The organism is Pseudomonas frederiksbergensis, assembly GCF_017114915.1.
Taxonomy (GTDB): domain Bacteria; phylum Pseudomonadota; class Gammaproteobacteria; order Pseudomonadales; family Pseudomonadaceae; genus Aquipseudomonas; species Aquipseudomonas frederiksbergensis_I.
On record NZ_JAAUOE010000008.1, the window covers coordinates 22,026 to 47,989 of the forward strand.

Here is a 25,964-nt window from a genome sequence, read left to right on the forward strand (position 1 = left end):
TCTGCGTGGGAACGCCGCCACGGACGCTCTGCGTCCGCTGTGTGACGCGGAGCGTCACTGGATGCATTCCCATGCGGAGCATGGGAACGATCACTGCGACTTACTGCGCGGTAGGGCTCACATCCCGCAACGGCTTGCCACGCACCGGTGCACCGCCGGCCACGTAATACTTGGCCTTGCTGCGCGGCAGTGGTTTACGGCCGCGGATCTTGTCGGCGATTTTCTCGGCCATCATGATCGTTGGTGCGTTCAGGTTGCCGGTGGTGATGATCGGCATGATCGAGGCATCGACCACGCGCAGGGCTTGCAGGCCATGCACACGACCTTCGCCATCGACCACGGCCATCTCGTCGGTGCCCATCTTGCACGAGCAGGATGGGTGGAACGCGGTTTCGGCGTGCTCGCGGATGAACTTGTCCAGCTGCTCGTCGGTTTGTACCTCGATGCCCGGGCTGATTTCGCGACCACGGAAAGCGTCCAGCGCCGGCTGTTGCATGATTTCACGGGTCAGGCGGATGCCATCGCGAAATTCCTGCCAGTCCTGCTCGGTGGCCATGTAGTTGAACAGGATGCTCGGGTATTCGCGCGGATCCTTGGACTTGGCCTGGATGCGACCGCGGCTTGGCGACCGCATGGAACCCATGTGTGCCTGGAAACCGTGCTCTTTCACACCGTTGCTACCGTTGTAGTTAATCGCTACCGGCAGGAAGTGGTACTGAATGTTCGGCCATTCGAATTCCGGACGGGTGCGGATGAAGCCGCCGGCTTCGAACTGGTTGCTGGCGCCGATGCCGGTGCCGTTGAACAGCCACTCGGCACCGATGGCCGGTTGGTTGTGCAGCAGCAGCGACGGGTACAGCGAGACCGGTTGGGTGCAGGCGTATTGCAGGTACAACTCAAGGTGATCCTGCAGGTTTTCACCGACGCCCGGCAGGTCGTGGACCACCGGAATATCGAGCTTTTTCAGCAGTTCGGCCGGGCCGACACCGGAGCGTTGCAGGATCTGCGGCGACGCGATGGCGCCGGAGCACAGCAACACTTCTTTGCGGGCACGGACTTCAACGCGCTCTTCAGCCGCGCCGATCAGGTAGCGCACGCCGACCGCACGCTTGCCTTCGAAAAGAATTTTGTCGGTCAGGGCGTGGGTGACGATGGTCAGGGTCGAACGCTTCTTGGCGATGTCCAGGTAACCGCGAGCGGTACTGGCGCGACGGCCTTTGGGCGTCACGGTGCGGTCCATCGGGCCGAAACCTTCCTGCTGGTAACCGTTCAAGTCTTCGGTACGCGGGTAACCTGCTTGTACGCCTGCTTCAACCATCGCACTGAACAGCGGGTTGTTGCCGGCTTTCGGCGTGGTCACGCTGACCGGACCGTCGCCGCCGTGGTAGTCGTTCGGGCCGATGTCACGGGTTTCCGCCTTGCGGAAATACGGCAGGCAGTCGAGGTAGGTCCAGTCTTCCAGGCCGGGCAGCTTCGCCCAGCCATCATAGTCCATGGCATTGCCACGGATGTAGCACATGCCGTTGATCAGCGAAGAACCACCCAGGCCCTTGCCGCGACCGCATTCCATCCGGCGACCGTCCATGTGTGGCTCTGGATCGGTTTCGTATGCCCAGTTGTAGCGACGACCTTGCAGCGGGAACGCCAAAGCCGCCGGCATTTGCGTGCGGAAATCCAGACGGTAATCCGGGCCGCCCGCTTCGAGCAGCAGCACGGTGACGCCTTCGTCTTCAGTCAGACGGGTCGCCAGGGTGTTACCGGCTGAACCGGCACCGATGATGATGTAATCGAATACTTGGGACATTAAATGCACCCTCTTTGAAGTTGGTCAGGTCGCCCGTAGCAGCTGCCGAGGCACGAGGCTGCGTTGGGCTGCGCAGCAGTCCCCGAGGGCGGCCCTTCGGACCGCAACGCAGCCTCGTGCCTCGGCAGCTGCTACAGGTTGTGCGCGGGTGCCTTAGAACACTGAGGCGTAATCGCCCAGTTCGACCTGTACCGATTTGATGCGTGTGAAGTTGTTCAGCGAGCTGATGCCGTTCTCACGGCCCACGCCCGACTGCTTGTAGCCGCCGACCGGCATCTTGGCGTCGGACTCGCCCCAGGCGTTGATCCAGCAGATACCGGCTTCCAATTGATGAATCACGCGGTGGGCGCGGTTCAGGTCTTTGGTGACAACGCCGGCCGCCAGGCCGAAGTCGGTGTCGTTGGCGCGACGGATCACTTCTTCTTCGGTTTCGTAGCTCAGGATGCTCATCACCGGCCCGAAAATTTCTTCGCGCACGATGGTCATCTCGTCGGTGCAGTCGGTGAACACGGTCGGCGCCACGAATGCGCCTTTGGCGAATTCGCCGTCAGTCAGACGATCGCCGCCGCACAACAGGCGAGCGCCTTCTTCCTTACCTTTGGCGATGTAACCCAGCACGCTTTCCATGTGGGCGAAGCTGACCAGTGGGCCGAAGTTGGTGTTTTCGTCTTGCGGATTGCCGACGCGGATGCGTGCAACGCGCTCAACGATCTTGGCTTCGAACGCGGCTTTGAGGTGGCTCGGCACGAACACGCGAGTGCCGTTGGTGCAAACCTGGCCAGAGCTGTAGAAGTTGGCCATCATCGCGGTGTCGGCGGCGCGATCGAGGTCGGCGTCGTCGAAAATGATCAGCGGGGATTTGCCGCCCAGTTCCATGGTCACGTCTTTGAGCGTGGAGGCGGAAGCGCTGGCCATGACTTTCTTGCCGGTGTCGGTGCCGCCGGTGAAGGAGACTTTTTCGATGCGTGGGTGCTCGGTCAGCCAGGTGCCGACTTCACGGCCGCTGCCGGTCAACACGTTGAACACGCCAGCCGGCAGGCCCGCTTCGGTGTAGATTTCGGCCAGTTTCAGAGTCGTCAGCGAGGTGACTTCGCTTGGCTTGAAGATCATCGCGTTACCGGCCGCCAGGGCTGGAGCGGATTTCCACAGGGCGATCTGGATCGGGTAGTTCCACGCGCCGATACCGGCCACGATGCCCAGCGGCTCGCGACGGGTGTAGACAAAAGAGGTAGTGCGCAGCGGGATCTGCTCGCCTTCGATGGCTGGTACCAGGCCTGCGTAGTATTCCAGCACGTCAGCGCCGGTGACGATGTCGACGTAACGGGTTTCGGAGTACGCCTTGCCGGTGTCCAGGGTTTCCAGGGCGGCCAGTTCATCGTTGCGCTCGCGCAGGATGTCCACGGCACGACGCAGGATGCGCGAACGCTCCATGGCGGTCATCGCGGCCCAGATTTTCTGGCCCTTTTCGGCACTGACCACTGCACGCTCGACGTCTTCCTTGGTCGCACGCTGTACGGTTGCGAGGACTTCACCGTTAGCCGGGTTGATGGCTTCGAAGGTGGCGTCGCTGCTGGCGTCGGTGTAACCGCCATCGATGTAGAGTTTTTGCAGTTCGAAACGGGCCATAGTGTCCTCGCAAGTGCATTAAGTGGTTGGCAGGGGTTGAGCGGTTTTATGTGTGCTCTGACTCACCTGCTTGGCCAGTTGGAAATCCATGTATTCGTAAGCGATCTGGTGCGCCTGCGCGGTGTCGAAAGCATCTCCCGACAGCGCGCCGCGCAACCACAAACCGTCAATGAGGGCTGCCAGGCCACGGGCGGCGGTGCGCGCATCATCGAGCGGCAACACACGGCGGAACTGGCAGCACAGGTTGGAATACAGACGGTGATCGTTGATCCGCTGCAACCTGTGCAAAGACGGGTGGTGCATGCTGGCGGCCCAGAAGGCCAACCAGGTTTTCATTGCCGGGCCATTGACCTGGCTGGCGTCGAAGTTGCCTTCGATAATCACCTGGAGGTGGGCCCGTGGGCTGTTGTCCTCCAACGCATGACGGCGCGCGGTGACGTTCTCGCTGAGGACGCTCATCAGGTACTGCGCCGTGGCGGCGATCAGGCCGTTCTTGTCCTGAAAGTAGTGACTGATGATGCCATTCGAGACGCCGGCCAAACGGGCGATCAGCGCAATGCTGGCGTCCCCCATGCCGACCTGATCGATGGCCTGCAAAGTGGCTTCGATCAATTGCTGGCGGCGGATGGGTTGCATACCGACCTTGGGCATCTTGCACATCTCCTTAGGCCTTCCGGTGGACGAAATTCGGCTACCGGATTGAGGGCCAGTCTATTTTGTTTTGATTGAACGTTCAATCAACAAAGAATAAGATCTGCGACAATTCGTCGCTGCTTACAGATTTTTCCTACATGTAAATGACGATAAACCGACATCCAAAAATGCTCGAAACCCATACGCAGACGCGTTCCAGGGGTTTCGGGCTTTTTTCGGGGTGTCTTTATATCACCCGCCGGTCGGCTGCCAACTAATCGATTGGTCGGGTAACGCGTTGCCTTGTGTTCTTCTCTCGCACTGCCCGGAGCATCTGTGCCATGAGTTCTGCCTCTCTAATAAAGACCCCACCCGAGAAGGTGGCGGTCAACGGTTGGGTGTTCTACACCTCTACCGCGTTGATTCTGTTGTTGACCGCCATTCTGATCATCGCCCCGCAAGAGGCCGGCAGAATGCTCGGCATTGCCCAGGCCTGGTTGTCCCGCAGCTTCGGCTGGTATTACATGGTGGTGATCGCCGCCTACCTGGTGTTTGTGGTGGGCCTGGCGTTTTCGTCCTACGGCAAGCTCAAGCTGGGCAGCAAGGACGATACTCCGGACTTCAGCTACGGCGCCTGGGCGGGGATGCTGTTCTCGTCGGGTATCGGCATCTCGCTGCTGTACTTCGGTGCGTCCGAGCCGCTGGACCATTACTTCAATCCGCCGGAAGGCGTGGCCGGCAGCAACCTTGCCGCCCGTCAGGCAGTGCAGCTGACATTCCTGCATTGGGGCCTGCATGGCTGGGCGATCTACGCTTTGGTCGGCCTGGCCGTGGCGTACTTCGCTTACCGTCATAACCAGCCGCTGGCGTTGCGTTCGGCGCTGTATCCGCTGGTCGGCGAGCGTTGGGTCAAAGGCGCGGCCGGCCATGCGGTGGACGGCTTCGGCATGTTCGTGACCCTGCTGGGGCTGGTGACGAACCTGGGGATCGGTTCGCTGCAAGTGTCGTCGGGACTGGAAAACCTGTTCGGCATGGAACACAGCAACACTAACCTGCTGATCGTGATCATCGTGATGAGCACCGTGGCGACCATCGCTGCCGTGTCCGGCGTGGAAAACGGTATTCGCCGTCTGTCCAACCTGAACATCGTGCTGTTCAGCGGTCTGCTGATTTTCGTTCTGCTGTTTGGCCCGACCCTGCACCTGCTCAACGGCTTTGTGCAGAACATCGGTGACTACCTGAACGGCGTGGTGCTGAAGACCTTCGACCTGTATGTGTACGAAGGCGACAGCGAGAAGTCCGACCGCTGGTTGGGCCTGTGGACCCTGTTCTACTGGGCCTGGTGGATTTCCTGGGCGCCATTTGTCGGCATGTTCATCGCGCGTATTTCCCGTGGTCGCACGGTGCGAGAACTGGTGGCCGGCGTGCTGCTGATTCCACTGGGTTTCACCCTGGCATGGCTGTCGATCTTCGGTAACTCGGCCCTGGACCTGGTGATGAACCATGGGGCGGTGGAACTCGGCAAGACGGCGCTGCAACAGCCGTCGATGGCGATCTACCAGTTGCTTGAGCATTACCCGGCGTCGAAAGTTGTAATTGGCGTGTCGATTTTTGTCGGCTTCGTGCTGTTCCTGACCCCGGCGGATTCCGGCGCGGTAATGATGGCCAATCTTTCGTGCAAGGGCGGCAACGTCGACGAAGATGCGCCGCACTGGCTGCGGATTTTCTGGTCGGTGGTGATCACCCTGGTGACCATCGGTCTGCTGTTCGCCGGTAACTTCGAAGCCATGCAAACCATGGTGGTGCTGGCGGGACTGCCGTTCTCGGTGGTGCTGGTGTTCTTCATGTTCGGCTTGCACAAGGCCATGCGTCAGGACGTGCAGATCGAACAGGAGCAAGCGGAACTCGCGGCACGCGGTCGTCGCGGTTTCAGTGAGCGTTTGACTCAGCTGGATCTGCAACCGAATCAGTCGATCGTTCAGCGTTTCATGGACAAGCAAGTCAGCCCGGCGCTGGAAGAGGCCGTAGTTCAACTGCGTGGCAAGGGCCTGGACGTGCAAACGTTGCTGGGTAAAGCCAAGCGTTGCATGGGCCTGCGGATCGAGATGGAAGAGGGCAACCCGTTTGTCTACGAAGTGAGCCTGGACGGTTATCTGGCGGCGGCGAGTGAAACGGTGTCGGCCGAAAGCGCCGATGAACCGCGCGCACGTTATTACCGAGCCGAGGTGTACTTGCACAACGGCAGCCAGGACTACGACTTGATGGGCTTCACTCAGGATCAGATCACCCGTGACGTGCTCGATCAGTTTGAAAGCCATCGGCAGTTGCTTGGCCGGGTTTATAGCTGAGTAGCGATATGATCGTTCCTGCGCTTTGCGTGGGAACGCCAAGGGGCTCAATTGAGCCCCTTTTTTGTGCCTCGTTGATCGATTGTGGCGAGGGGGCTTGCCCCCGTTCGGCTGCGAAGCAGTCGTAGATCCTGGTTACGCGATCTATCTGAAATACCGTGGTGTCTGGATTGGGGTCGCTTCGCGACCCAACGGGGGCAAGCCCCCTCGCCACAGTAGTCAGCATTCCAGATCCAATCTGTGCACAAACAAAAACGCCGCGATCATCTCGCGGCGTTTTTGTGTCTGCTGTCTTGATTACCCCAGGTTCTTGCCGAGCAGTGCGTGGTACAGCTCGCTGTCGCCGAGGATCCCGACCACTTTGTTGTTGTCGTGCAGCACCAGCTTGTTGCCGGTCTGGTAACGAATCTGCAGCGCGTCGCGCATGCCGATGTTGGAGTCCACCAGCGTTGGTCGACGGCCCAGGGCTTCAACCGCTTGCCCCGGTATCCAGTTCTGCAGGTCCAGGCTTGAGCCGTTCTGGCGTGCGCCTTTGATGGTGTTGCCTTCGGCCAGGTCCAGCCACGAATCGCCACCCGGGTCCAGGCACACCGAACCGTTGATGCGTTTGCAGTTGTCCAGGGTGCGCATCAGGCTGCGACCGCACAGTACGTTCAGCGGATTGGTGTGAGCGACGAAGGTGCGCACGTAATCATCCGCAGGGTTCAGGACGATTTCTTCCGGCTTGCTGTACTGGATGATCCGGCCGTCTTTCATGATCGCGATACGACTGCCCAGCTTCAGGGCTTCATCGAGGTCGTGGCTCACGAAAACGATGGTCTTGCTCAGTTTGCGTTGCAGTTCCAGCAGTTCGTCTTGCAGACCCTGGCGGATCAGCGGGTCGAGGGCCGAGAACGGTTCGTCCATCAGCAGAATGTCGGCATCCATCGCCAGCGCACGGGCCAGGCCGACACGCTGCTGCATGCCGCCGGAGAGCTCATTGGGTTTCTTGTTACGCCACTGGGTCAGGCCCACTAGCTCAAGTTTCTCGTCCACCAGTTTGCGGCGTTCTTTTTCGGGGCGACCCTGCATTTCCAGACCGAAACTGATGTTCTCGCGCACCGTCAGCCAAGGCATCAGGGCGAACTTCTGGAACACCATCGCGATGCGCTTGGTGCGCATCATCTTCAGTTCCGCCGGGGTGCAGGAGGCGATGTCGATCTGTCGCCCTTCATGCTCGACGAACAACTTGCCACGGCTGACGGTGTTGAGGCCGTTGATGCAGCGCAACAGGCTGGATTTGCCGGAGCCGGACAGGCCCATCAGTACACAGATCTCGCCTTTCTCGATGTCCAGGCTGGCTTTTTCGACACCGACGATTTGCCCGGTCTTTTTCAGGATCTCGTTGCGGGTCATGCCCTGGTCGAGCAGTTTAAGAGCCGCGCGTGGGTCTTTGGAGAAGATCACGTCCACGTCTTCGAAGCGAATAATGCTCATGCGTCACCCCCTACTTTGGCTTCGGGTTGTTTGCAGATACGGTCGAGCATGATCGCCAGCAGTACGATCGCCAGGCCTGCTTCGAAGCCCAATGCGATATCAGCAGTGTTCAGTGCGTTGACCACGGGTTTGCCCAGGCCGTCGGCGCCCACCAGTGCCGCAATCACCACCATCGACAACGACAGCATGATGCACTGGGTGATACCGGCCGCGATGCTTGGCATGGCGTGGGGCAGTTCGATGCGCGAGAGCAACTGACGGCGCGAGCAGCCAAAGGCTTTGCCGGCGTCCATCAGTTCGTCCGGAACATCGCGGATACCCAGGTAGGTCAGGCGGATGGGCGCGGCAATCGCGAACACCACCGTCGAGATCAGGCCAGGGACCACACCCAGACCGAAGAGGGTCAGGGTAGGAATGAGGTACACGAAGGTCGGTACGGTCTGCATCAGATCGAGCACCGGCCGCATCAGTGTGTAGAACATCGGTTTGTGCGCGGCGACGATGCCCAACGGCACGCCGATCAGCACGCACACCAGGGTGGCGAACAACACCTGGGCGAGGGTTTCCATGGTTTCCTGCCAGTACCCCAGATTGAGGATCAGCAGAAAGGAGGCGACGACAAAAACGGTCAGGCCCCATTTGCGTTGGATGAAGTGTGCCAGTAGCGCGATGAGGCCGATCAATGCCAGCGGGTTGAACCAGGTCAGCGCAAAAGTCACGCCGTGGATCATCGTTTCCAGTGACACGGCGATGGCGTCGAAGGTATTGGCGCCGTGTTGCGTCAACCACTCAACGAAGCCCGCGATGTACTGGCCTAAAGGTATTTTCTGATCAATCAGCATGGTAGTGAACGTCCGCATGCAAGGAAATAAACAGCCCGGGCGGGCGAGCCCGCCCGGCGTAAGCGATTTTACTGTGCGAGCTTGGCTTTCACGGCCTCCAGGCCAGGTTTACCGTCAATGGTGGTCACGCCAGCCAGCCAGGTATCGAGCACCTGTGGATTCTTTTTCAGCCAGGCCTTGGCAGCTGCATCAGGCTTCATTTTGTCGTCCAGGACGTTGCCCATCAGCGTGCTTTCCATGTCGAGGGTGAACACCAGGTTTTTCAGCAACTGACCCACGTTGCTGCATTCCTGTACGTAACCCTTGCGGGTGTTTGTGTAGATGGTCGCCTGGCCGAAGTTCGGGCCGAAGAACTCGTCGCCGCCCGTCAGGTACTTCATCTTGAATCGTGTGTTCATCGGGTGTGGCTCCCAGCCCAGGAACACCACGGCGGTGTTGCGGCGCTGGGCGCGATCGACTTGCGAGAGCATGCCTGCCTCGCTGGACTCGACCACCTTGAAGCCGGCGTCTTTCAAGCCGAAGGCGTTCTTGTCGATCATGCTCTGAATCAGGCGGTTGCCGTCGTTACCCGGTTCGATGCCATAGATCTTGCCGTCGAGTTCTTTCTTGAACTTGGCGATGTCGGCGAAATCCTTCAGACCTTTGTTATACAACTCTTCGGGGACGGCGAGTGTGTATTTTGCGTTTTCCAGATTAGCGCGCACTGTCTCCACGGTGCCGGCATCGCGGTAGGCCTTGATGTCGTTTTCCATGGTCGGCATCCAGTTACCGAGGAACACGTCCATGTTCTTGCCGTCGGCCAGGGATTTGTAGGTCACCGGCACGGAAATCATCGTGGTTTTGGTCTTGTAGCCCAGGGCGTCGAGAACGACGCTGGTGGTGGCGGTGGTGACGGTAATGTCCGTCCAGCCGACATCGGAGAAGTTTACGGTGCTGCATTGGGCCGGTTCTGCGGCGTGAGCCAAAAACGGCAGACTCAGCATGGCGGCCAACAACAACGACGGGGAACCTTTCATAGGGGCGACTCCTTGGTGTTTTTTTTGGCAGTGTTCCGACTGTGGACCACCGCACTTATCTGTTGCGGTTGGATGGCGTTTTGGAGACAGCTCTACCACGGCGCCTTGCAATCGAGTCGATACGATCATGTACCAGTGAAAATCTGACGCCTACAGGGTGCGTCGTAACCAGTACAGGGAGGGTCGCATCCAGTGTCGGTGACGTCGTTTACAGCTTTTTTCAGCCCGATTTGTCCCTCTGAACCGCAAAAAAACGGCGAAAACATTGCGCGAGAGACACGCGGCGCTGGTGGGCATGAGTGCGTCGGTGTGAGACGTTGAACGACATGGTAAAAGCCTGATGATGCGGCCATCTCGACGGATTGCAGCTTGAGCGTAGCAGCTCCGTCACTGGGCGCTTTTGCGCCTGGAGCAGGCACATCCAGGAGTTCAGCAGCAATGGCTATCAGTGTTTTCGACCTGTTCAAAATCGGCATCGGTCCTTCCAGTTCGCACACCGTGGGGCCTATGCGCGCCGCGGCGCTGTTCGTGCAAGGTTTGCGCGAGCGGGGACTTCTAGAGCAGGTACGTCGCGTCGAAGTTCAACTTTATGGATCGCTCTCGGCCACTGGCATCGGCCATGGCAGCGACAACGCGGTGATCATGGGCCTGATGGGCGAGTGGCCGGACGCGATCGACCCGTCGCAAATCGGCATCCATATCGCGGCCCTGCGCGAAACCCAAACGCTGTTGCTCGACGGCCATCTGGCGGTCCCGTTCATCTGGGCCCGGGACATGCGCCTGATCGACGAAAACCTGCCGTTCCATCCCAACGCCATGACCCTGGTTGCCGAAGGCGATCACGGCGAGCTGCATCGCGACACCTACTATTCCATCGGCGGCGGGTTTGTCGTCGATGAGGCGCAAGCTTGCAGCGGCGTGGTGGATCTGGATCACACCGTGCTGCCTTACGACTTCTCCAGTGCGGTCGAATTGCTCAGCCTGTGCAAGAAGCACAACCTGCGCGTGGCCGAATTGATGATGGCCAACGAGAAAGTCTGGCGCAGCGAAGAAGAAATTCGCAGCGGCCTGATGAAACTCTGGCGCGCCATGCAGGACTGTGTAGAGCATGGTCTCAAGCACGAAGGCATCCTGCCCGGCGGCCTCAATGTGCGCCGTCGTGCGGCCAAGTTGCACCGCAGCTTGCAGGAACTGAACAAACCCAACGTGATCGGCTCGACCCTGAGCGCGATGGAGTGGGTCAACCTGTTCGCCCTGGCGGTCAACGAAGAAAACGCTGCCGGCGGGCGCATGGTCACGGCACCGACCAACGGCGCGGCGGGGATCATTCCGGCGGTGCTGCACTACTTTATGAAGTTCAGCGAGGCAGTGACCGACGCCAATGTGGTCGATTACTTGCTCAGCGCCGCGGCGGTGGGGATTCTGTGCAAGAAGAACGCTTCGATCTCCGGTGCCGAAGTCGGTTGCCAGGGCGAGGTCGGTTCGGCTTGCGCCATGGCGGCGGCCGGGCTGGCGGAGGTTCTCGGCGCCACGCCGGAGCAGCTGTGCAACGCGGCGGAAATCGGCCTGGAACACAACCTCGGCCTGACCTGCGATCCGGTGGGCGGGTTGGTGCAGGTGCCGTGCATCGAGCGCAATGCGATTGCGGCGGTGAAAGCCATCAACGCGGCGCAGATGGCGCTGCGAGGCGACGGTCAGCACTTTATTTCGCTGGACCGGGTGATCCGCACCATGCGTGATACCGGTGCCGACATGCACGACAAATATAAAGAGACCTCACGCGGTGGGTTGGCGGTCAGCGCGGTTGAGTGCTGAGACGGCGCATTACCTATAGGAGCTGGCTTGCCAGCGAAAGCGGCGTACCTGATCCACTGCGTCGCCCGGTTCGCCAGCAAGCCGGCTCCTACAGACAGCGTTGAACCAGTCAAAATTGCGCACCAAGTGAACACCCGCACCCAAACGCGCCACCTTTTGGCGCGTCGCAAACAGGCAAGCCTGCCTCACCGATCGGGGATCCAGTTCAAGCCCTGACCGTCCGTCACCCGTGCCTGCGGTGACACTCTTAACAGGCACGTCGCAGACCTGTTCCCACAAGTGCTACCGATTTGCTCACACGCAACGGGGCAGCGGGTTTGCGGCCCTTGATGGCACTTATGACCTCTTATCTCTGCGCGCCATATCCAGACGCATCGCGACGTCGTTTTCAGGAGTTATTGAACGCGCATTCAATTTTAGGCATGGCATTTGCTCTGTCATTACAAAGCCCGTCTCCCGCGCGAGAACGATGGCAATAAAAAGAGCCTCCGCCTGAGGCCATCACCCGCTTTGTGTGAGGAGATACCGCGATGACGACGTTCAACTCCGGGGCCCAACCCCAGAACCGTGCGCCTCAATCCATCGGCTTTTTGCTGCTGGACAATTTCACGCTGATTTCTCTGGCCTCCGCAGTGGAACCCCTGCGCATGGCCAACCAATTGTCCGGCCGCGAGCTGTATCGCTGGACCACACTCACCGTCGATGGCGGTCAGGTCTGGGCCAGTGACGGTCTGCAGATCACCCCCGACGCCGCCATGCACAAAGCGCCGCCTCTGGACACCGTCATCGTTTGCGGTGGTATCGGCATCCAGCGCACCGTAACCCGCGAGCATGTGTCATGGCTGCAAAGCCAGGCGCGTCAGTCCCGTCGTCTCGGCGCGGTCTGCACCGGCAGCTGGGCCCTGGCCTGCGCCGGCTTGCTGGACGGTTTCGATTGCAGCGTGCACTGGGAATGCCTGGCGTCGATGCAGGAAGCCTTCCCGCGAGTGGCCATGAGCACCCGGCTGTTCACCCTCGACCGTAACCGTTTCACCAGCTCCGGCGGCACCGCGCCGCTGGACATGATGCTGCACCTGATCAGCCGCGATCACGGTCGTGAACTGTCGGCAGCGATTTCGGAGATGTTCGTCTACGAGCGCATCCGCAACGAGCAGGATCACCAGCGCGTGCCACTCAAGCACATGCTCGGCACCAACCAGCCGAAGCTGCAGGAAATCGTGGCGCTGATGGAGGCCAACCTCGAAGAGCCGATCGACCTCGACGAGCTGGCGGTGTACGTCGCCGTTTCCCGTCGTCAGCTGGAGCGGTTGTTCCAGAAATACCTGCACTGCTCGCCGTCGCGTTACTACCTGAAACTGCGCTTGATCCGCGCTCGGCAATTGCTCAAGCAAACGCCGATGTCGATCATCGAAGTGGCGTCGGTGTGTGGGTTCGTGTCCACGCCGCACTTCTCCAAGTGCTACCGCGAATACTTCGGCATTCCGCCGCGTGACGAGCGCGTGGGCTCCAACACCACGCAACAAGTGGCGATGATGCCGCTGCCGCAAGCACTGGTGCTGTCGCCGTTGTCCGGGCCGCTGTCGGCGTTGAGCCAGGCGCGCAATGAGTCGACTTTCGCTAGCGTAAGGCTCTAAAACGCGCGGGCTATTGTGGCGAGGGGGCTTGCCCCCGTTGGGTCGCGCAGCGGCCCCAAGATTTTACGACTGCTGCGCAGCCGAACGGGGGCAAGCCCCCTCGCCACAGGTCAGGCGCTACGGCTTTGCTGATACTCCGCCAACGCAGGCAGCAATTGCTTGTCGATCGCCTGGCGCACGGCCGGTAGAATGGTCGCGCTGCTGGTGTACATCTGCTTGACCATGGTCCGAAGCGTCATGGCCCGTACGTCGTTCAAACCCCGTACCGCACACTCGCAAGCCTCCTGTGCGGTGGCGCCAGTGGGCACTTCAAATCCCAGCGCCTTGAGCTGGCCCAACAAGTCTTCCTGGTCAATCAAATCGGCGTGCATCATGACGCAATCCTTCTTCTGGGAACGGTGTCGTGGCTCGATTCTGGTAGGGGTGGTGGGCGTCGGCAAGGACGATTTGTCGCAATGGCAGCATTGGCTATGAACATGTCGTTTTCGGCTAACTTGCTAGCGAGAAGAGGGGGCACACTGGACTCAGCTGGCTTCACGAAGGTTTGGTCACCCTCGCGCAACAGCTCCTCAACAGTACCCTCCTCAGCTCCGATCCTGTCACGGCTTGATCGGGGTTTTTTTTGCTTTGTTGAAAAGCAAAAGATCGCAGCCCGCAGGTTGCGATCTTTTGGCGGTTTACCGTTGCAACACCAAAATGCGCGACAGCAATTCATCCCGGTCGACATAGCACCCCTGGAAATGGCGGGCACCGGTGGCGGGGTCGAAGGCGTTGCGGGCGTGGAGGGTGCGGCGGTTGTCGAAGCACCACAGTTCGCCGGAATTGAGCCGCGTCATCACCCGGAAGCGCGCTTCGCGGGTCATTGCAATGAAGCGCCGGTAAGCACGATAGAGCCTGGGCATCTGCTCCACCGAAGCATCGAACGGCCCACGCAGAAAGTTCGCCATGCGGATTTCCGATACCTGCCCTGACGTATCCAGCGCGATGATCGGCGCCAGGCAGCGGTAGTCGCTGTGACGATCCTTGTTGCGGAACTCTACGGGGATTTCACACAAGGCCTGAAACGCCTCGGGATCTTCCTGGCGCAAGGTTTGGGCGATGGCAAAACCATCGACGAAAATACTCTCGCCTCCGTCGGCGTCATTGACCAGGCAATGCAGAAATTGCAGCCCCGGTTGCAACTCCCGGGTCGGCAAATCGCTGTGCAGTGGCAGGTTGAAGGCGGTGTAGGCATTGCTGTCGGCATCGGCCTTGGATTGCACGTTGAACAGCACGCCGAAATTGCTCTCGCGGATGAACGAAATCCGCTGGGCGATCAGCTTCAGCGAGCCCGGCTCGGTGGGTACGCCGCGCACTTGAGTCAGGCCGATATCACGCACGGCCAACAGCCATTGCAGCAAGGCGTCGTTGTTCTCCATCAGGGCCTGGTATTCGAAAACTGGCAGCTGCAAATCACTGTACCAAAGCCTGGCTCTCGGTTTGCCGGCCTGGCGTTCAGCGCGAGACTCATCGTCATAGGCGTGGGCCCGCAGCCAGCCCGGATCGAAGCGGCTGAGATGACCGTCCTGCCAATCGACGCACAGGCATCCTTGAGCATCGACCGTGGCGTTTTCAGGCATCAGATGCTCGGCGACATCGACGATCTCCAGCACCTGCTCGCGGGTCACCGTGTAGACACATTTCGGGCACGGGCAGTTGTCCCGCAGCCATTGATGATGAAAAGGGCTGACCCGACCGTCCGCCCACGTCACTTGAATGCGGTCCGCCAGGGTGTGCACGGCGGTCAACGCGCTGATCAACGGATAGGTACGGAAATCGGCAAAAGCGGCGGCGGTGTTCATGGCGAGCTCCTTATTGTTTTTCGGGCGGTAACGCGATCACCCGGCCGATCCAGGCGGGTGCGGGCAGGTCGGCCTGCTCGGCGACAATGGCCTGCAGCTTGCTCAAGGTTTCGTCGCTGAACGGTGCGGAGCGCGGCCCGGCGAGATCGACGTGCAGCAGCATTTGTTCATTGCCCGCCAGTTCCTTGTCACCGCCCACCAGATGCAGGCTGTGGTAGAGGTGCAGGCGCTTGCGATCATGGCCGATGATCTGCGTGTGCACCTCGACCTCGGCATCGAGCTTCACTTCATGCAGGTAGTTGAGGTGCAGTTCGAGGGTGAACAGCGAGTTTGCGCTGGCTTCGCGGTTGTTGCTGTCCATGCCCAATCGATCCATCAGCGCGTCGGTGGCGTAGCTGAAAATCAGCAGGTAGAAGGCATCGCGCAGGTGGCCGTTGTAGTCGACCCAGTCGGGGATGATTCTGGTTTGGTAGGTGGTGAGGGTGGGCATGATTCTCTCCAGGCATGATCGGGGGATGATCGTTCCCACGCCCCGCGTGGGAATGCAGCCCGGGACGCTCCGCGTCCCAAGAGCGGACGCAGAGCGTCCATTGAGGCATTCCCACGCAGAGCGTGGGAACGATCAGTGTGGAGGGGTTACTCGCTGAACGTCATGCCGTGCTTGGCCTTGGTGGTCTTCACCGCCTCCAGCACCGCCAGCAGGCAATCATCACGATAGCGCTCCAGCGCCGAGATGCTGTGCTTGCCCAACTGATCGCTGGTGCCATCCACCACATCATCGATCAATTTGTCGGTCAGCTCCGGTGCCGGCAGATAGGTCCACGGCAACTGCAACGCCGGCCCGAACTGCGCCATGAAGTGGCGCATGCCCGCATCGCCACCCGCCAGGGTGTACGTCAGGAAGGTGCCCATGAACGACCAGCGCAGGCCTGCGCCAAAACGAATCGCATCGTCGATTTCACCGGTGGTCGCCACGCCGTCGTTAACCAGGTGCAGCGCCTCGCGCCACAACGCTTCGAGCAAGCGGTCAGCGATAAACCCCGGCACTTCCTTGCGTACATGCAACGGGCGCATCCCCAGGGATTCGTAGACTTTCATCGCCGCTTGCACCGCTTCTGGTGCGGTGTTTTTACCGCCGACCACTTCCACCAATGGCAGCAGGTAAACCGGGTTGAACGGGTGCCCGACCACGCAGCGTTCCGGGTGGGTAGAACTCTCGTAGAACTCGCTCGGCAGCAGTCCCGAAGTGCTGGAACCGATCAACGCATTGGGCTTGGCCGCCGCGCTGATTTTGCTGTGCAGTTCCAGTTTCAGTTCCAGGCGCTCAGGGGCGCTTTCCTGAATGAAATCCGCGTCGCGAACGCATTCTTCGATGGTGGCGACAAAGCGCAGCCGATTTTGCGATGCGCCGGGTGCCAGGCCTTGTTTCTCCAGTGCTCCCCAGGCATTGGCGACGCGTTTGCGCAGCGCCGCTTCGGCGCCGGGCGCCGGGTCCCAGGCCACCACATCGAGGCCGTGGGCGAGGGCGCGGGACACCCAGCCGCTGCCGATGACACCGCTGCCCAGCGCTGCGAAGGTTTTGATATCAGTGATAAAGCTCATGGCGACTTCCTGAATGAGTTCGGTGATCCCTGTAGGAGCCGGCTTGCCGGCGAAGGCGGTTTCAGCACCACCGAACATGGCGGCGGATGTGCCGGCCTCTTCGCCGGCAAGCCGGCTCCTACAGGGGGGGATGTATGGGTCAGCCGCGTTTGGTCAGGCCCATTTTTGCCCGGCCTTCAGCCGGGGTCAGAACCCGGGCGCCGAGGCGGCTGAGGATTTCCGAGGCGCGTTCGACCAGTTGGCCGTTGGTCGCCAATACGCCTTTGTCCAGCCACAGGTTGTCTTCCAGGCCGACCCGCACGTTGCCGCCGAGCAGCACCGCTTGCGCCGCCATCGGCATCTGCATGCGTCCGATGCCGAACGCCGCCCAGACCGCATTGGCCGGCAGGTTGTCGACCATGGCTTTCATGGTGGTGGTGTCGGCCGGCGCGCCCCACGGAATGCCCAGGCACAGCTGGAACAACGGGTTATCCAGCAGGCCTTCCTTGATCATCTGTTTGGCGAACCACAGGTGACCGGTGTCGAAGATTTCCAGCTCGGCCTTCACGCCCAGCTCTTGAATGCGTTTGGCCCCAGCACGTAGCTGCGCAGGGGTGGACACGTAAATGGTGTCGCCATCGCCGAAGTTCAGGGTGCCGCAATCCAGGGTGCAGATTTCCGGCAGCAGTTCTTCGACGTGGGCCAGACGGGTCAGCGGGCCGACCAGGTCGGTGTTCGGGCCGAACTCCATCGGGTTTTCGCCCGCGCCGATTTCCAGGTCGCCGCCCATGCCGGCGGTGAGGTTGACGATGATGTCGACGTCCGCCTCGCGGATGCGCTCCATCACTTCACGGTACAGCGCCACGTCACGGCTGAACTTGCCGGTTTGCGGGTCGCGAACGTGGCAGTGGACCACGGTGGCGCCCGCCTTGGCGGCCTCCACGGCGGCGGCGGCGATTTGTTTCGGGGTGACCGGCACGTGTGGGCTTTTGGCGGTCGTGTCGCCAGCACCGGTGAGTGCGCAGGTGATGATGACGTCGTGGTTCATTAGGCGGTTTCCTTCAGGCGTAGTGATCCGTCGCGCAGCCACGGCGGGCCGCGCAGCGGTGATTTCAGTGATTTATTGGCTGGTCAGCTTCAGGTTTTCAGCGGCCGGTTTGCCATCGAAAGTGGTCACGCCTTCAAGCCAGCGTTGCTTGTCTTGCGGGTGATCCTTGAGCCATTGTCTGGCCGACTCGAAGGCGTCCTTGTGATCGAGCAGCGGTTGCATCATCCGGCTCTCGTCTTCGGCGGTGAACGTCAGGTTGCTCAGCAGGCGGCCGATGTTCGGGCATTGCTGCGCGTAGTTCGGCGCGGTGACGGTCCAGACCGTGGCCATGCCTTCGTTCGGGCCCAGGGCGTCGTCGCTGCCGGTGAGGTAGGTCATCTGCACGTTGACGTTCATCGGGTGCGGCGCCCAGCCGAAGAACACCACGGCTTCCTTGCGGCGCACCGCGCGATCCACTGCCGCCAGCATGCCGGCTTCGCTGGACTCGACCAGCTGGAACTTGCCCAGGCCGAACTGGTTCTTGGCGATCATCGCCTTGATCTGGGTGTTGGCGCCCGAGCCAGGTTCGATGCCGTAGATTTTGCCGCCCAGTTCTTTTTCGAACCTGGCGATGTCGGCGAAGGTTTTCAGGCCCTTGTCGGCAAGGTAAGTCGGTACCGCGAGGGTGGCGCGGGCGTCCTTGAGGCTTGGCGCTTCAAGCACCTTGACCTGCTTGGCATCGACAAACGGCGTGATGGTCTGGGTCATCAGCGGGTTCCAGTAGCCCAGGAACAGGTCCAGGCGCTGGTCACGAATGCCGGCGAAGACGATTTGCTGGGAGGCGCTGGTTTGTTTGGTGCTGTAGCCGAGGCCGTCGAGCAGGACTTGGGTCATGGCGCTGGTGGCGATCACGTCGGTCCAGTTCACTACGCCCATGCGCACGTTCTGGCACGACGCGGGTTCGGCCGCCATGACGCTGGCGCTCAAGAAAGCGGTACCGCTGAGTGCAAGAACACAGCTGCTGATCAGTCGTTTCATGTCGGGTTCCTCGGCAGGTCGTTATTGTGGGGTCCGGTGTCTGATGCGCCGGTGATGCCAAGTTACGCAGCAAAGTCCTTGTGAAAACGCACTGCGGCGACCAGCTCTTGCACTGCGGCGACCTGCGCACTTGAATGCCGCTGGCAAGTGGCGTATCAACGTCCACACGCTACCCGCCCTCTCGCTACCTGCCATCGAGTGCGCTCCATGTCCCAGGATTTCTACTTCTTGTTGATGCCGGGTTTTTCGGCGATCGGTTTCATCTCGGCGATCGAGCCACTGCGGGTCGCCAATCGCTTTCGCGGCGAGCTGTATCGCTGGCATGTGTTGAGCGCTGATGGCGGGGCGGTTCTGGCCAGTAACGGTATGTCGGTCAACGCCGATGCCGCGCTGGAACCGCTGAAGAAAGGCGCGACCCTGCTGGTGGTCGCCGGTTTCGAACCGCTCAAGTTCATCACCCCGGCCCTGGAGCATTGGTTACGTCGGCTGGACAACGAAGGCGTGACCCTTGGCGCCATCGACACCGGCAGTTTCATCCTCGCCGAAGCCGGCTTGCTCGACGGCCATCGCCTGACCCTGCACTGGGAAGCCATCGACGCCTTCAAGGAATCCTACCCACAGCTCAGCGTCACCCAGGAACTGTTCGAGATCGACCGCCGCCGCATCACCTCCGCCGGCGGCACCGCCTCCATCGACCTGATGCTCGACCTCATCGCCCAGGCCCATGGTCCGGAACTGGCGATTCAGGTCAGCGAACAATTCGTGCTCGGCCGCATCCGTCCGCGCAAAGACCACCAACGGATGGAAGTCGCCACGCGGTATGGCATCAGCAACAAGAAACTGGTGCATGTCATCGGGGAGATGGAACAGCACAGCGAACCGCCGCTCAGCACTTTGGAGCTGGCGGAATCGATCAAAGTGACCCGGCGTCAGCTAGAGCGCCTGTTTCGCCTGCACCTCAACGACACGCCGAGCAATTTCTATCTGCGGTTGCGGCTGGAAAAGGCGCGGCAGCTGCTGCGCCAGACGGACATGAGTGTGTTGGAAGTGAGTATCGCCTGCGGGTTTGAATCGCCGTCGTATTTCACCCGCAGTTATCGGGCGAGGTTTGAACGGTGCCCGCGGGAGGATCGTCGGCAAAGCCAAAAGGCCTGAAACCGGCCTCCTACAGGATTTGTGTCGCTACTTCTTCATCAGCGCCGAGCACGCCGCTTTGTAAGCCTCATGCTGATACTTGTTCAGCGTGGCCGGCAGTTCGAAATTGAACTTCTTGCTCTGCGCATTGATGGTCTGCGGTGACAGCAGCGTCACCTCGCAATTTTCCAGCAACTGGAAAATTCCCTCGATCTTGAACGTGGTCGGCCCGCCGGCGAATTCGCCTTTCTTGCTGCGCTTCTTGATCGCGATCCGGTCGATGGAATTCTCGCGCACAAACGACGCGACCTTCGCGGCAAAGACTTTGACGTTGGCGGCTTCGTCGTCATCGTCGAGGGCGATTTTCCTGGTGTTCAGTTCGACGTGGCTCAGGGCCTGGCCGTCGAGGGAGGCCACGGCGATGATTGCTTCGCTGCCTTTGATTTCGATGCCGCAGATGTTCATGGCGCATGACCTTTGAGAGAACCGTTTGGGTGGTGGATGTTGACGCAGTCACGAGTTGAAGTCATCCGCACCCGCCATTTTCGAAGCGTCGACCGCTTGTCGGGAATGTCGTGTGACCTGTTATTTCTGACAGTAGACGCCGCCTGGGGCGGCTGCATAGATTGATCAGGGAGCCAACCAGGTTTTGATATTCATCAATTGCGATCTGCCACAGGAGTTGCGCAATGATTATCAGGAAAGACATTCGCTCGCTAACGGCCGCCGAAAGGGACCTCTTTATCAACTGTGTATTGGAGCTCAAGCGCCGAGGCATTTATGACGGGTACATCCACGCACACCATAAGGTCATGATCCCTACCGTCAAACCAGACGAGCCACAGCATCCCGACTATCGCAATGGCGCACACCAAGGGCCGGCATTTCTGCCATGGCATCGAGCATTTCTGCTGCAGTTTGAGGCTGCTTTGCAAACTGTGGATAGCAACGTGAGTGTGCCGTACTGGGATTGGTCCGCTGATGCAACCAATCCGAAACAGTCGCTGGTGTGGACAAAAGAATGGATGGGGGGCGATGGCGATCCGAATGATCATGAACGGGTTCAGGACGGCCCCTTCGCCTATGCCAAGGGAGACTGGGACCTGGAACCTTATCCTGAGTACGGATATACGGAGCCGGGCCTGAGGCGGGAATTCGAAAAACACGTCACGTCACTTCCGAATCAAAACGATATCGGTATGGCGATGAAGGAGCAGTTTTACGACATGCCGCCCTACAGTGCCAGCCCGTTCAACCTTGGCTTTCGCAATCGTCTGGAGGGCTGGATTACCCAAGTGGCCGATCCCGATGTCACCACCCCGGGATCGCAATTGCATAACCGTGTCCATTTGTGGATCGGTGGTCACATGTATTGGATGATTTCTCCAAGTGATCCGGTGTTCTTTCTGCACCACTGTTTCATCGACAAGATTTGGGCGGACTGGCAGGCGAAAAAGCAAAAAAACGACCCCAAATGGGCACCATGGTACGCTCCGATCAACGGGGGGCCGCCAGGGCACAACTATAACGATAAGCTCTGGCCGTTTCCGCAGACAGTCAGGGCCGTCATGGATATCACTGCGCTTGGCTATCAGTACGAACCTGTCTCGCTTTTTCAGCCAAGTTTTCCAAAATCGCCGTTCATGGCGCAATGATTCTTAACATGGCCGATCCGCGCCCCTGCCCCTGCCCCTGCCCCTGGCGCGGCAACGCCCGTCACTCCTGCCCAATCGACTCCAAAAACTCCGACCGCTCATCACTCATCCTTGCCACGCAATCATTCTGCGCAATGGTGAATGCCTTGCTGCCGCTCGTCGCCGGGAACGCTTCCACCGCGCAATCGGCCTCCCGGGTCTTCAGCCACTGCTGTTGCGCGGTCTTGATTTTGGCGGTGATGTCGGTCAATTGTGCCTTGTTGTTGCCGTAGCGCGTTTGCATGCGTTCGCTCAGGCTTTGGTAGTTGTCGCTCAGCAACTGTTCGGCGGTGGTTCTGCTGTAGGTTGAGCATTCCAGGGTCTGGATTTCGTTTTCGACGGCGTCGCAGGGGTTGTCGTCGGCCTCTTCGGCCGCCTGTACGCCGGTCGCTATCAATGCCAAAGCCAGGAAGATCGTTTTCATTGCGTCACCCTAAATTCAGTAATGCGGCGAATTCTGGCCCATGCACAAGCCCTTGAACAGGTGTGCGATGACGTCCGGCGATGACCCTTTGTCGCTGATTGACGCTTTCGGCAAACCCCCTGTCGTTTTTGCACCCGGCTGCCCCGTCCCTCAGGCATATGCTGGCCCCAAAGCGCCGGCACACGATTCGGCGCATGAATCGCTAATAGGGGACAGCCTGATGAGCCCAGCCGAATTACACGCCGACAGCATCGTTATCGACGGCCTGATTATTGCCAAGTGGAACCGTGAGCTGTTCGAAGACATGCGCAAGGGCGGTCTGACCGCGGCCAACTGCACCGTGTCGGTGTGGGAGGGCTTCCAGGCCACCGTCAACAACATCGCCGCCAGTCAGAAGCTGATTCGCGAGAACAGCGACCTGGTGATCCCGGTGCGCACCACCGCCGACATCCGTAAAGCCAAAGAGCAGGGCAAAACCGGCATCCTGTTCGGCTTCCAGAATGCTCACGCCTTTGAAGACCAGATCGGCTATGTCGAGGTCTTCAAGCAGTTGGGCGTCGGTATCGTGCAGATGTGCTACAACACCCAGAACCTGGTGGGTACCGGTTGCTACGAGCGCGATGGCGGCCTGTCGGGTTTCGGCCGTGAAATCGTGGCCGAGATGAACCGCGTCGGCGTCATGTGCGACCTGTCCCACGTCGGCTCGAAAACCTCCGAAGAAGTCATCCTCGAATCCAAGAAGCCGGTTTGCTACTCCCATTGCCTGCCGTCGGGCCTGAAAGTGCACCCGCGCAACAAATCCGATGAAGAACTGAAGTTCATCGCCGATCACGGCGGTTTCGTCGGCGTGACCATGTTCGCGCCGTTCCTGGCCAAGGGCATCGATTCGACCATCGACGACTACGCCGAAGCCATCGAATACACCATGAACATCGTCGGCGAAGACGCCATCGGCATCGGCACCGACTTCACCCAGGGCCATGGCCAGGACTTCTTCGAATACCTGACCCATGACAAGGGCTACGCCCGCCGTCTGACCAGCTTCGGCAAGATCATCAACCCGCTGGGCATCCGCACCGTGGGCGAGTTCCCGAACCTGACCGAAACCTTGCTCAAGCGCGGCCATTCCGAGCGCGTGGTGCGCAAGATCATGGGCGAGAACTGGGTGAACGTCCTCAAGGACGTTTGGGGCGAATAAGCCGCCGCACCTGAAGAATCCTTTCCCCCGGCCGTCCGTGCCGGGGGCAACACAACAAATTTTCTGGAGTTAAGTTTCCATGGCCAAGATCGCCCCGCAATTGCCAATCGAAGTCGACAGCGAAACCGGTGTCTGGACCTCCGACGCCCTGCCGATGCTGTATGTGCCGCGCCATTTCTTCGTCAACAACCACATGGGCATCGAGGAAGTGCTGGGCGCCGACGCCTACGCCGAAATCCTCTACAAGGCCGGCTACAAGTCCGCTTGGCACTGGTGTGAAAAAGAAGCCGAATGCCACGGCCTGGAAGGCGTCGCGGTGTTCGAACACTACATGAAGCGCCTGTCGCAACGCGGCTGGGGCCTGTTCAAGATCCAGGACATCGACCTCGACAAAGGCACCGCCAGCGTCAAGCTCGAACACTCCGCATTCGTCTATGTGTACGGCAAGGTCGGGCGCAAGGTCGACTACATGTTCACGGGCTGGTTCGCCGGCGCCATGGACCAGATCCTGGCCGCTCGCGGCAGCAAGATCCGCACCGTCGCCGAACAAGTCTACGGTGGCTCCGAAGAAGGCCACGACGACGGTTTGTTCACCGTCAAGCCGTTGTAAGTCGAGGACCCCGCCATGGCTTTCGAAGCAATGTTCCAACCGATCCAGATCGGTAAACTGACCATCCGCAACCGCGTGCTCAGCACCGCGCACGCCGAGGTCTACGCCACCGACGGCGGCATGACCACCGATCGGTATGTCAAGTATTACGAAGAGAAAGCCAAGGGCGGGATCGGCCTGGCGATTTGCGGCGGTTCGTCCGTCGTCGCCGTCGACAGCCCGCAGGAATGGTGGAGTTCGGTGAACCTGTCCACCGACCGCATCATTCCGCACTTCCAGAATCTGGCCGACGCCATGCACAAGCACGGCGCCAAGATCATGATCCAGATTACCCACATGGGCCGTCGCTCCCGTTGGGATGGCTTCAACTGGCCGACGCTGATGTCGCCGTCCGGCATACGTGAACCGGTGCACCGTGCCACTTGCAAAACCATCGAGCCGGAGGAAATCTGGCGGGTGATCGGCAACTACGCGCAAGCTGCGCGTCGCGCCAAGGCCGGTGGCCTGGACGGCGTCGAACTGTCGGCCGTGCACCAGCACATGATCGACCAGTTCTGGAGCCCTCGGGTCAACAAGCGTACCGACGAATGGGGCGGCACCTTCGAAGGCCGCATGAAGTTCGGTCTGGAAGTGCTCAAGGCCGTGCGCGCCGAGGTCGGTGACGATTTCTGCGTGGGCATGCGTATCTGCGGTGACGAATTTCACCCCGATGGTCTGTCCCACGAGGACATGAAGCAGATCGCCAAGTATTACGACGACACCGGCATGCTCGACTTCATCGGCGTCGTGGGTTCGGGTTGCGACACCCACAACACCCTGGCCAACGTGATTCCGAACATGAGTTATCCACCGGAGCCGTTCCTGCACCTGGCGGCCGGTATCAAGGAAGTGGTCAAGGTTCCCGTGCTGCACGCGCAGAACATCAAGGACCCGAACCAGGCCACCCGTATTCTGGAAGGCGGTTACGTCGACATGGTCGGCATGACCCGTGCGCACATCGCCGACCCGCACCTGATCGCCAAGATCAAGATGGGCCAGGTCGACCAGATCAAGCAGTGCGTCGGTGCCAACTACTGCATCGACCGTCAGTATCAGGGCCTGGATGTGTTGTGCATTCAGAACGCGGCGACCTCCCGTGAATACATGGGCTTGCCGCACATCATCGAAAAGACCACCGGTAAAAAACGCAAGGTGGTGGTGGTCGGTGCCGGCCCGGCGGGGATGGAAGCCGCTCGCGTGGCTGCCGAACGTGGCCACGACGTGACCCTGTTCGAGAAGAAGGAATTCATCGGTGGGCAGATCACCACGGCGTCGAAAGCGCCGCAGCGTGACCAGATCGCCGGTATCACCCGCTGGTATCAGCTGGAACTGGCACGGTTGAAAGTCGACCTGCGCCTGGGCACCGCGGCGGATGCACCGACCATCATGGACCTGCGTCCGGATGTGGTGGTGCTGGCGGTGGGTGGTCATCCGTTCCTGGAGCAGAACGAACACTGGGGCGCGGCTGAAGGCCTGGTGGTCAGCAGTTGGGACATCCTCGACGGCAAGGTCGCGCCGGGCAAGAACGTGCTGGTCTACGACACCATTTGCGAGTTCACCGGCATGTCGACGGCCGACTTCCTCGCCGACAAGGGCAGCCAGGTCGAGATCGTCACCGACGACATCAAACCGGGCGTGGCCATCGGCGGTACGTCGTTCCCGACTTACTACCGCAGCATGTACCCGAAAGAAGTGATCATGACCGGCGACATGATGCTGGAGAAGGTCTACCGCGAAGGCGACAAGCTGGTGGCGGTGCTGGAAAACGAATACACCGGCGCCAAAGAGGAGCGGGTGGTGGACCAGGTGGTCGTCGAGAACGGCGTGCGTCCGGACGAAGAAATCTACTACGCGCTGAAGGAAGGCTCGCGCAACAAAGGCCAGATCGACGTCGAAGCCTTGTTCGCGATCAAGCCGCAGCCATGCCTGGAACAGAGCGGCGACGGCTACCTGCTGTTCCGCATCGGCGACTGCGTGGCCCAGCGTAACGTTCACGCGGCGATCTACGACGCGTTGCGGTTGTGCAAGGATTTCTAAGCCACTGAACTGATCGTTCCCACGCTCTGCGTGGGAATGCCTCAATGGACGCTGCGCGTCCGCTCTTGGTGTGACGCGCAGCGTCACGGGCTGCATTCCCACGCAGAGCGTGGGAACGATCATAGACCCCGAGGTCTTTGGGAGCTC

General features: G+C 60.3%; 22 protein-coding genes. 8 read left to right on the forward strand and 14 right to left on the reverse strand.

All coding sequences use genetic code 11. The features are described 5' to 3' along the window. Nucleotides 1-100: 100 nt before the first annotated feature. The 3 genes from betA to betI form a co-directional block, all read right to left on the reverse strand. A complete protein-coding gene (gene betA / locus HCU66_RS08390) occupies nt 101-1,804 on the reverse strand; it encodes a choline dehydrogenase (protein ID WP_205888039.1) in 1,704 nt (567 codons plus the stop codon). Between the two features lie 153 nt (nt 1,805-1,957). Continuing rightward, entirely contained in the window at nt 1,958-3,430 is a 1,473-nt protein-coding gene (gene betB, locus HCU66_RS08395; protein WP_205888040.1) for a betaine-aldehyde dehydrogenase, read from the reverse strand. An 18-nt stretch (nt 3,431-3,448) separates the two neighbouring features. Beyond that, the gene (betI, locus tag HCU66_RS08400; RefSeq protein WP_205888041.1) at nt 3,449-4,081 is read right to left on the reverse strand and encodes a transcriptional regulator BetI; all 633 of its coding nucleotides are present in this window, start codon (nt 4,079-4,081) and stop codon (nt 3,449-3,451) included. A 380-nt stretch (nt 4,082-4,461) separates the two neighbouring features. Between betI and HCU66_RS08405 the strand changes: the two genes are divergently transcribed. Next, nucleotides 4,462-6,411 (forward strand): BCCT family transporter, encoded by a 1,950-nt coding sequence (locus HCU66_RS08405; protein ID WP_338136419.1) that lies wholly within the window; start codon nt 4,462-4,464, stop codon nt 6,409-6,411. A 297-nt stretch (nt 6,412-6,708) separates the two neighbouring features. Here the strand turns inward: HCU66_RS08405 and choV are convergent, their stop codons facing one another. The 3 genes from choV to HCU66_RS08420 all read right to left on the reverse strand — a co-directional run bounded on the left by choV (nt 6,709) and on the right by HCU66_RS08420 (nt 9,745). Beyond that, nucleotides 6,709-7,887 carry a choline ABC transporter ATP-binding protein gene (choV, locus tag HCU66_RS08410; RefSeq protein WP_205888043.1) on the reverse strand — a complete coding sequence of 393 codons (1,179 nt, stop codon included), beginning with the start codon at nt 7,885-7,887 and terminating at the stop codon, nt 6,709-6,711. After that, nucleotides 7,884-8,729: a choline ABC transporter permease subunit gene (choW, locus tag HCU66_RS08415; protein WP_205888044.1), complete on the reverse strand. Its 846-nt coding sequence runs from the start codon at nt 8,727-8,729 to the stop codon at nt 7,884-7,886. The genes choV and choW overlap by 4 nt, the downstream gene beginning before the upstream one ends. 68 nt (nt 8,730-8,797) lie before the next feature. After that, a complete protein-coding gene (locus HCU66_RS08420; RefSeq protein WP_205888045.1) occupies nt 8,798-9,745 on the reverse strand; it encodes a choline ABC transporter substrate-binding protein in 948 nt (315 codons plus the stop codon). Nucleotides 9,746-10,183: 438 nt separating this feature from the next. Here HCU66_RS08420 and HCU66_RS08425 point away from each other — a divergent pair, with 438 nt between their 5' ends. Further along, nucleotides 10,184-11,560 (forward strand): L-serine ammonia-lyase, encoded by a 1,377-nt coding sequence (locus tag HCU66_RS08425; protein WP_205888046.1) that lies wholly within the window; start codon nt 10,184-10,186, stop codon nt 11,558-11,560. Nucleotides 11,561-12,090: 530 nt separating this feature from the next. Continuing rightward, complete coding sequence (gbdR, locus tag HCU66_RS08430) at nt 12,091-13,194, forward strand: choline metabolism transcriptional regulator GbdR (protein ID WP_205888047.1); 1,104 nt, start codon at nt 12,091-12,093, stop codon at nt 13,192-13,194. Between the two features lie 110 nt (nt 13,195-13,304). On the opposite strand, the gene HCU66_RS08435 is transcribed toward gbdR, so the two are convergent. The 6 genes from HCU66_RS08435 to HCU66_RS08460 all read right to left on the reverse strand — a co-directional run bounded on the left by HCU66_RS08435 (nt 13,305) and on the right by HCU66_RS08460 (nt 18,681). Then, nucleotides 13,305-13,568, reverse strand: coding sequence for a hypothetical protein (locus HCU66_RS08435; RefSeq protein WP_205888048.1), 264 nt, complete (start codon nt 13,566-13,568; stop codon nt 13,305-13,307). A gap of 303 nt (nt 13,569-13,871) precedes the next feature. Beyond that, entirely contained in the window at nt 13,872-15,035 is a 1,164-nt protein-coding gene (locus tag HCU66_RS08440; RefSeq protein WP_205888049.1) for a gamma-butyrobetaine dioxygenase, read from the reverse strand. Nucleotides 15,036-15,045: 10 nt separating this feature from the next. Further along, the gene (locus HCU66_RS08445; protein ID WP_205888050.1) at nt 15,046-15,525 is read right to left on the reverse strand and encodes a thioesterase family protein; all 480 of its coding nucleotides are present in this window, start codon (nt 15,523-15,525) and stop codon (nt 15,046-15,048) included. 146 nt (nt 15,526-15,671) lie between these two features. Continuing rightward, a complete protein-coding gene (locus HCU66_RS08450; protein WP_205888051.1) occupies nt 15,672-16,637 on the reverse strand; it encodes an L-carnitine dehydrogenase in 966 nt (321 codons plus the stop codon). A gap of 139 nt (nt 16,638-16,776) precedes the next feature. Next, a complete protein-coding gene (cdhC, locus tag HCU66_RS08455) occupies nt 16,777-17,664 on the reverse strand; it encodes a 3-dehydrocarnitine:acetyl-CoA trimethylamine transferase CdhC (RefSeq protein WP_205888052.1) in 888 nt (295 codons plus the stop codon). 72 nt (nt 17,665-17,736) lie between these two features. After that, on the reverse strand, nt 17,737-18,681 hold the full coding sequence (locus HCU66_RS08460; protein ID WP_205888053.1) for a choline ABC transporter substrate-binding protein: 945 nt from the start codon (nt 18,679-18,681) through the stop codon (nt 17,737-17,739). Nucleotides 18,682-18,888: 207 nt separating this feature from the next. Here HCU66_RS08460 and HCU66_RS08465 point away from each other — a divergent pair, with 207 nt between their 5' ends. Then, a complete protein-coding gene (locus HCU66_RS08465; RefSeq protein ID WP_205888054.1) occupies nt 18,889-19,836 on the forward strand; it encodes a GlxA family transcriptional regulator in 948 nt (315 codons plus the stop codon). A gap of 27 nt (nt 19,837-19,863) precedes the next feature. Here the strand turns inward: HCU66_RS08465 and HCU66_RS08470 are convergent, their stop codons facing one another. Then, complete coding sequence (locus HCU66_RS08470; RefSeq protein ID WP_205888055.1) at nt 19,864-20,280, reverse strand: DUF3010 family protein; 417 nt, start codon at nt 20,278-20,280, stop codon at nt 19,864-19,866. Between the two features lie 224 nt (nt 20,281-20,504). On the opposite strand from HCU66_RS08470, the gene HCU66_RS08475 reads away from it, so the two are divergent. Continuing rightward, nucleotides 20,505-21,470: a tyrosinase family protein gene (locus tag HCU66_RS08475; protein ID WP_205888056.1), complete on the forward strand. Its 966-nt coding sequence runs from the start codon at nt 20,505-20,507 to the stop codon at nt 21,468-21,470. 61 nt (nt 21,471-21,531) lie between these two features. Here HCU66_RS08475 and HCU66_RS08480 read toward each other — a convergent pair whose 3' ends face one another. After that, complete coding sequence (locus HCU66_RS08480; protein ID WP_205888057.1) at nt 21,532-21,933, reverse strand: lysozyme inhibitor LprI family protein; 402 nt, start codon at nt 21,931-21,933, stop codon at nt 21,532-21,534. A gap of 220 nt (nt 21,934-22,153) precedes the next feature. On the opposite strand from HCU66_RS08480, the gene HCU66_RS08485 reads away from it, so the two are divergent. The 3 genes from HCU66_RS08485 to dgcA all read left to right on the forward strand — a co-directional run bounded on the left by HCU66_RS08485 (nt 22,154) and on the right by dgcA (nt 25,817). Beyond that, the gene (locus HCU66_RS08485; protein ID WP_007907542.1) at nt 22,154-23,131 is read left to right on the forward strand and encodes a dipeptidase; all 978 of its coding nucleotides are present in this window, start codon (nt 22,154-22,156) and stop codon (nt 23,129-23,131) included. A 79-nt stretch (nt 23,132-23,210) separates the two neighbouring features. Then, entirely contained in the window at nt 23,211-23,741 is a 531-nt protein-coding gene (locus HCU66_RS08490) for a DUF5943 domain-containing protein (protein WP_007926354.1), read from the forward strand. A 15-nt stretch (nt 23,742-23,756) separates the two neighbouring features. Next, nucleotides 23,757-25,817, forward strand: a complete 2,061-nt coding sequence (gene dgcA, locus HCU66_RS08495; protein WP_205888058.1) for a dimethylglycine demethylation protein DgcA — start codon at nt 23,757-23,759, stop codon at nt 25,815-25,817. Nucleotides 25,818-25,964 lie beyond the last annotated feature (147 nt).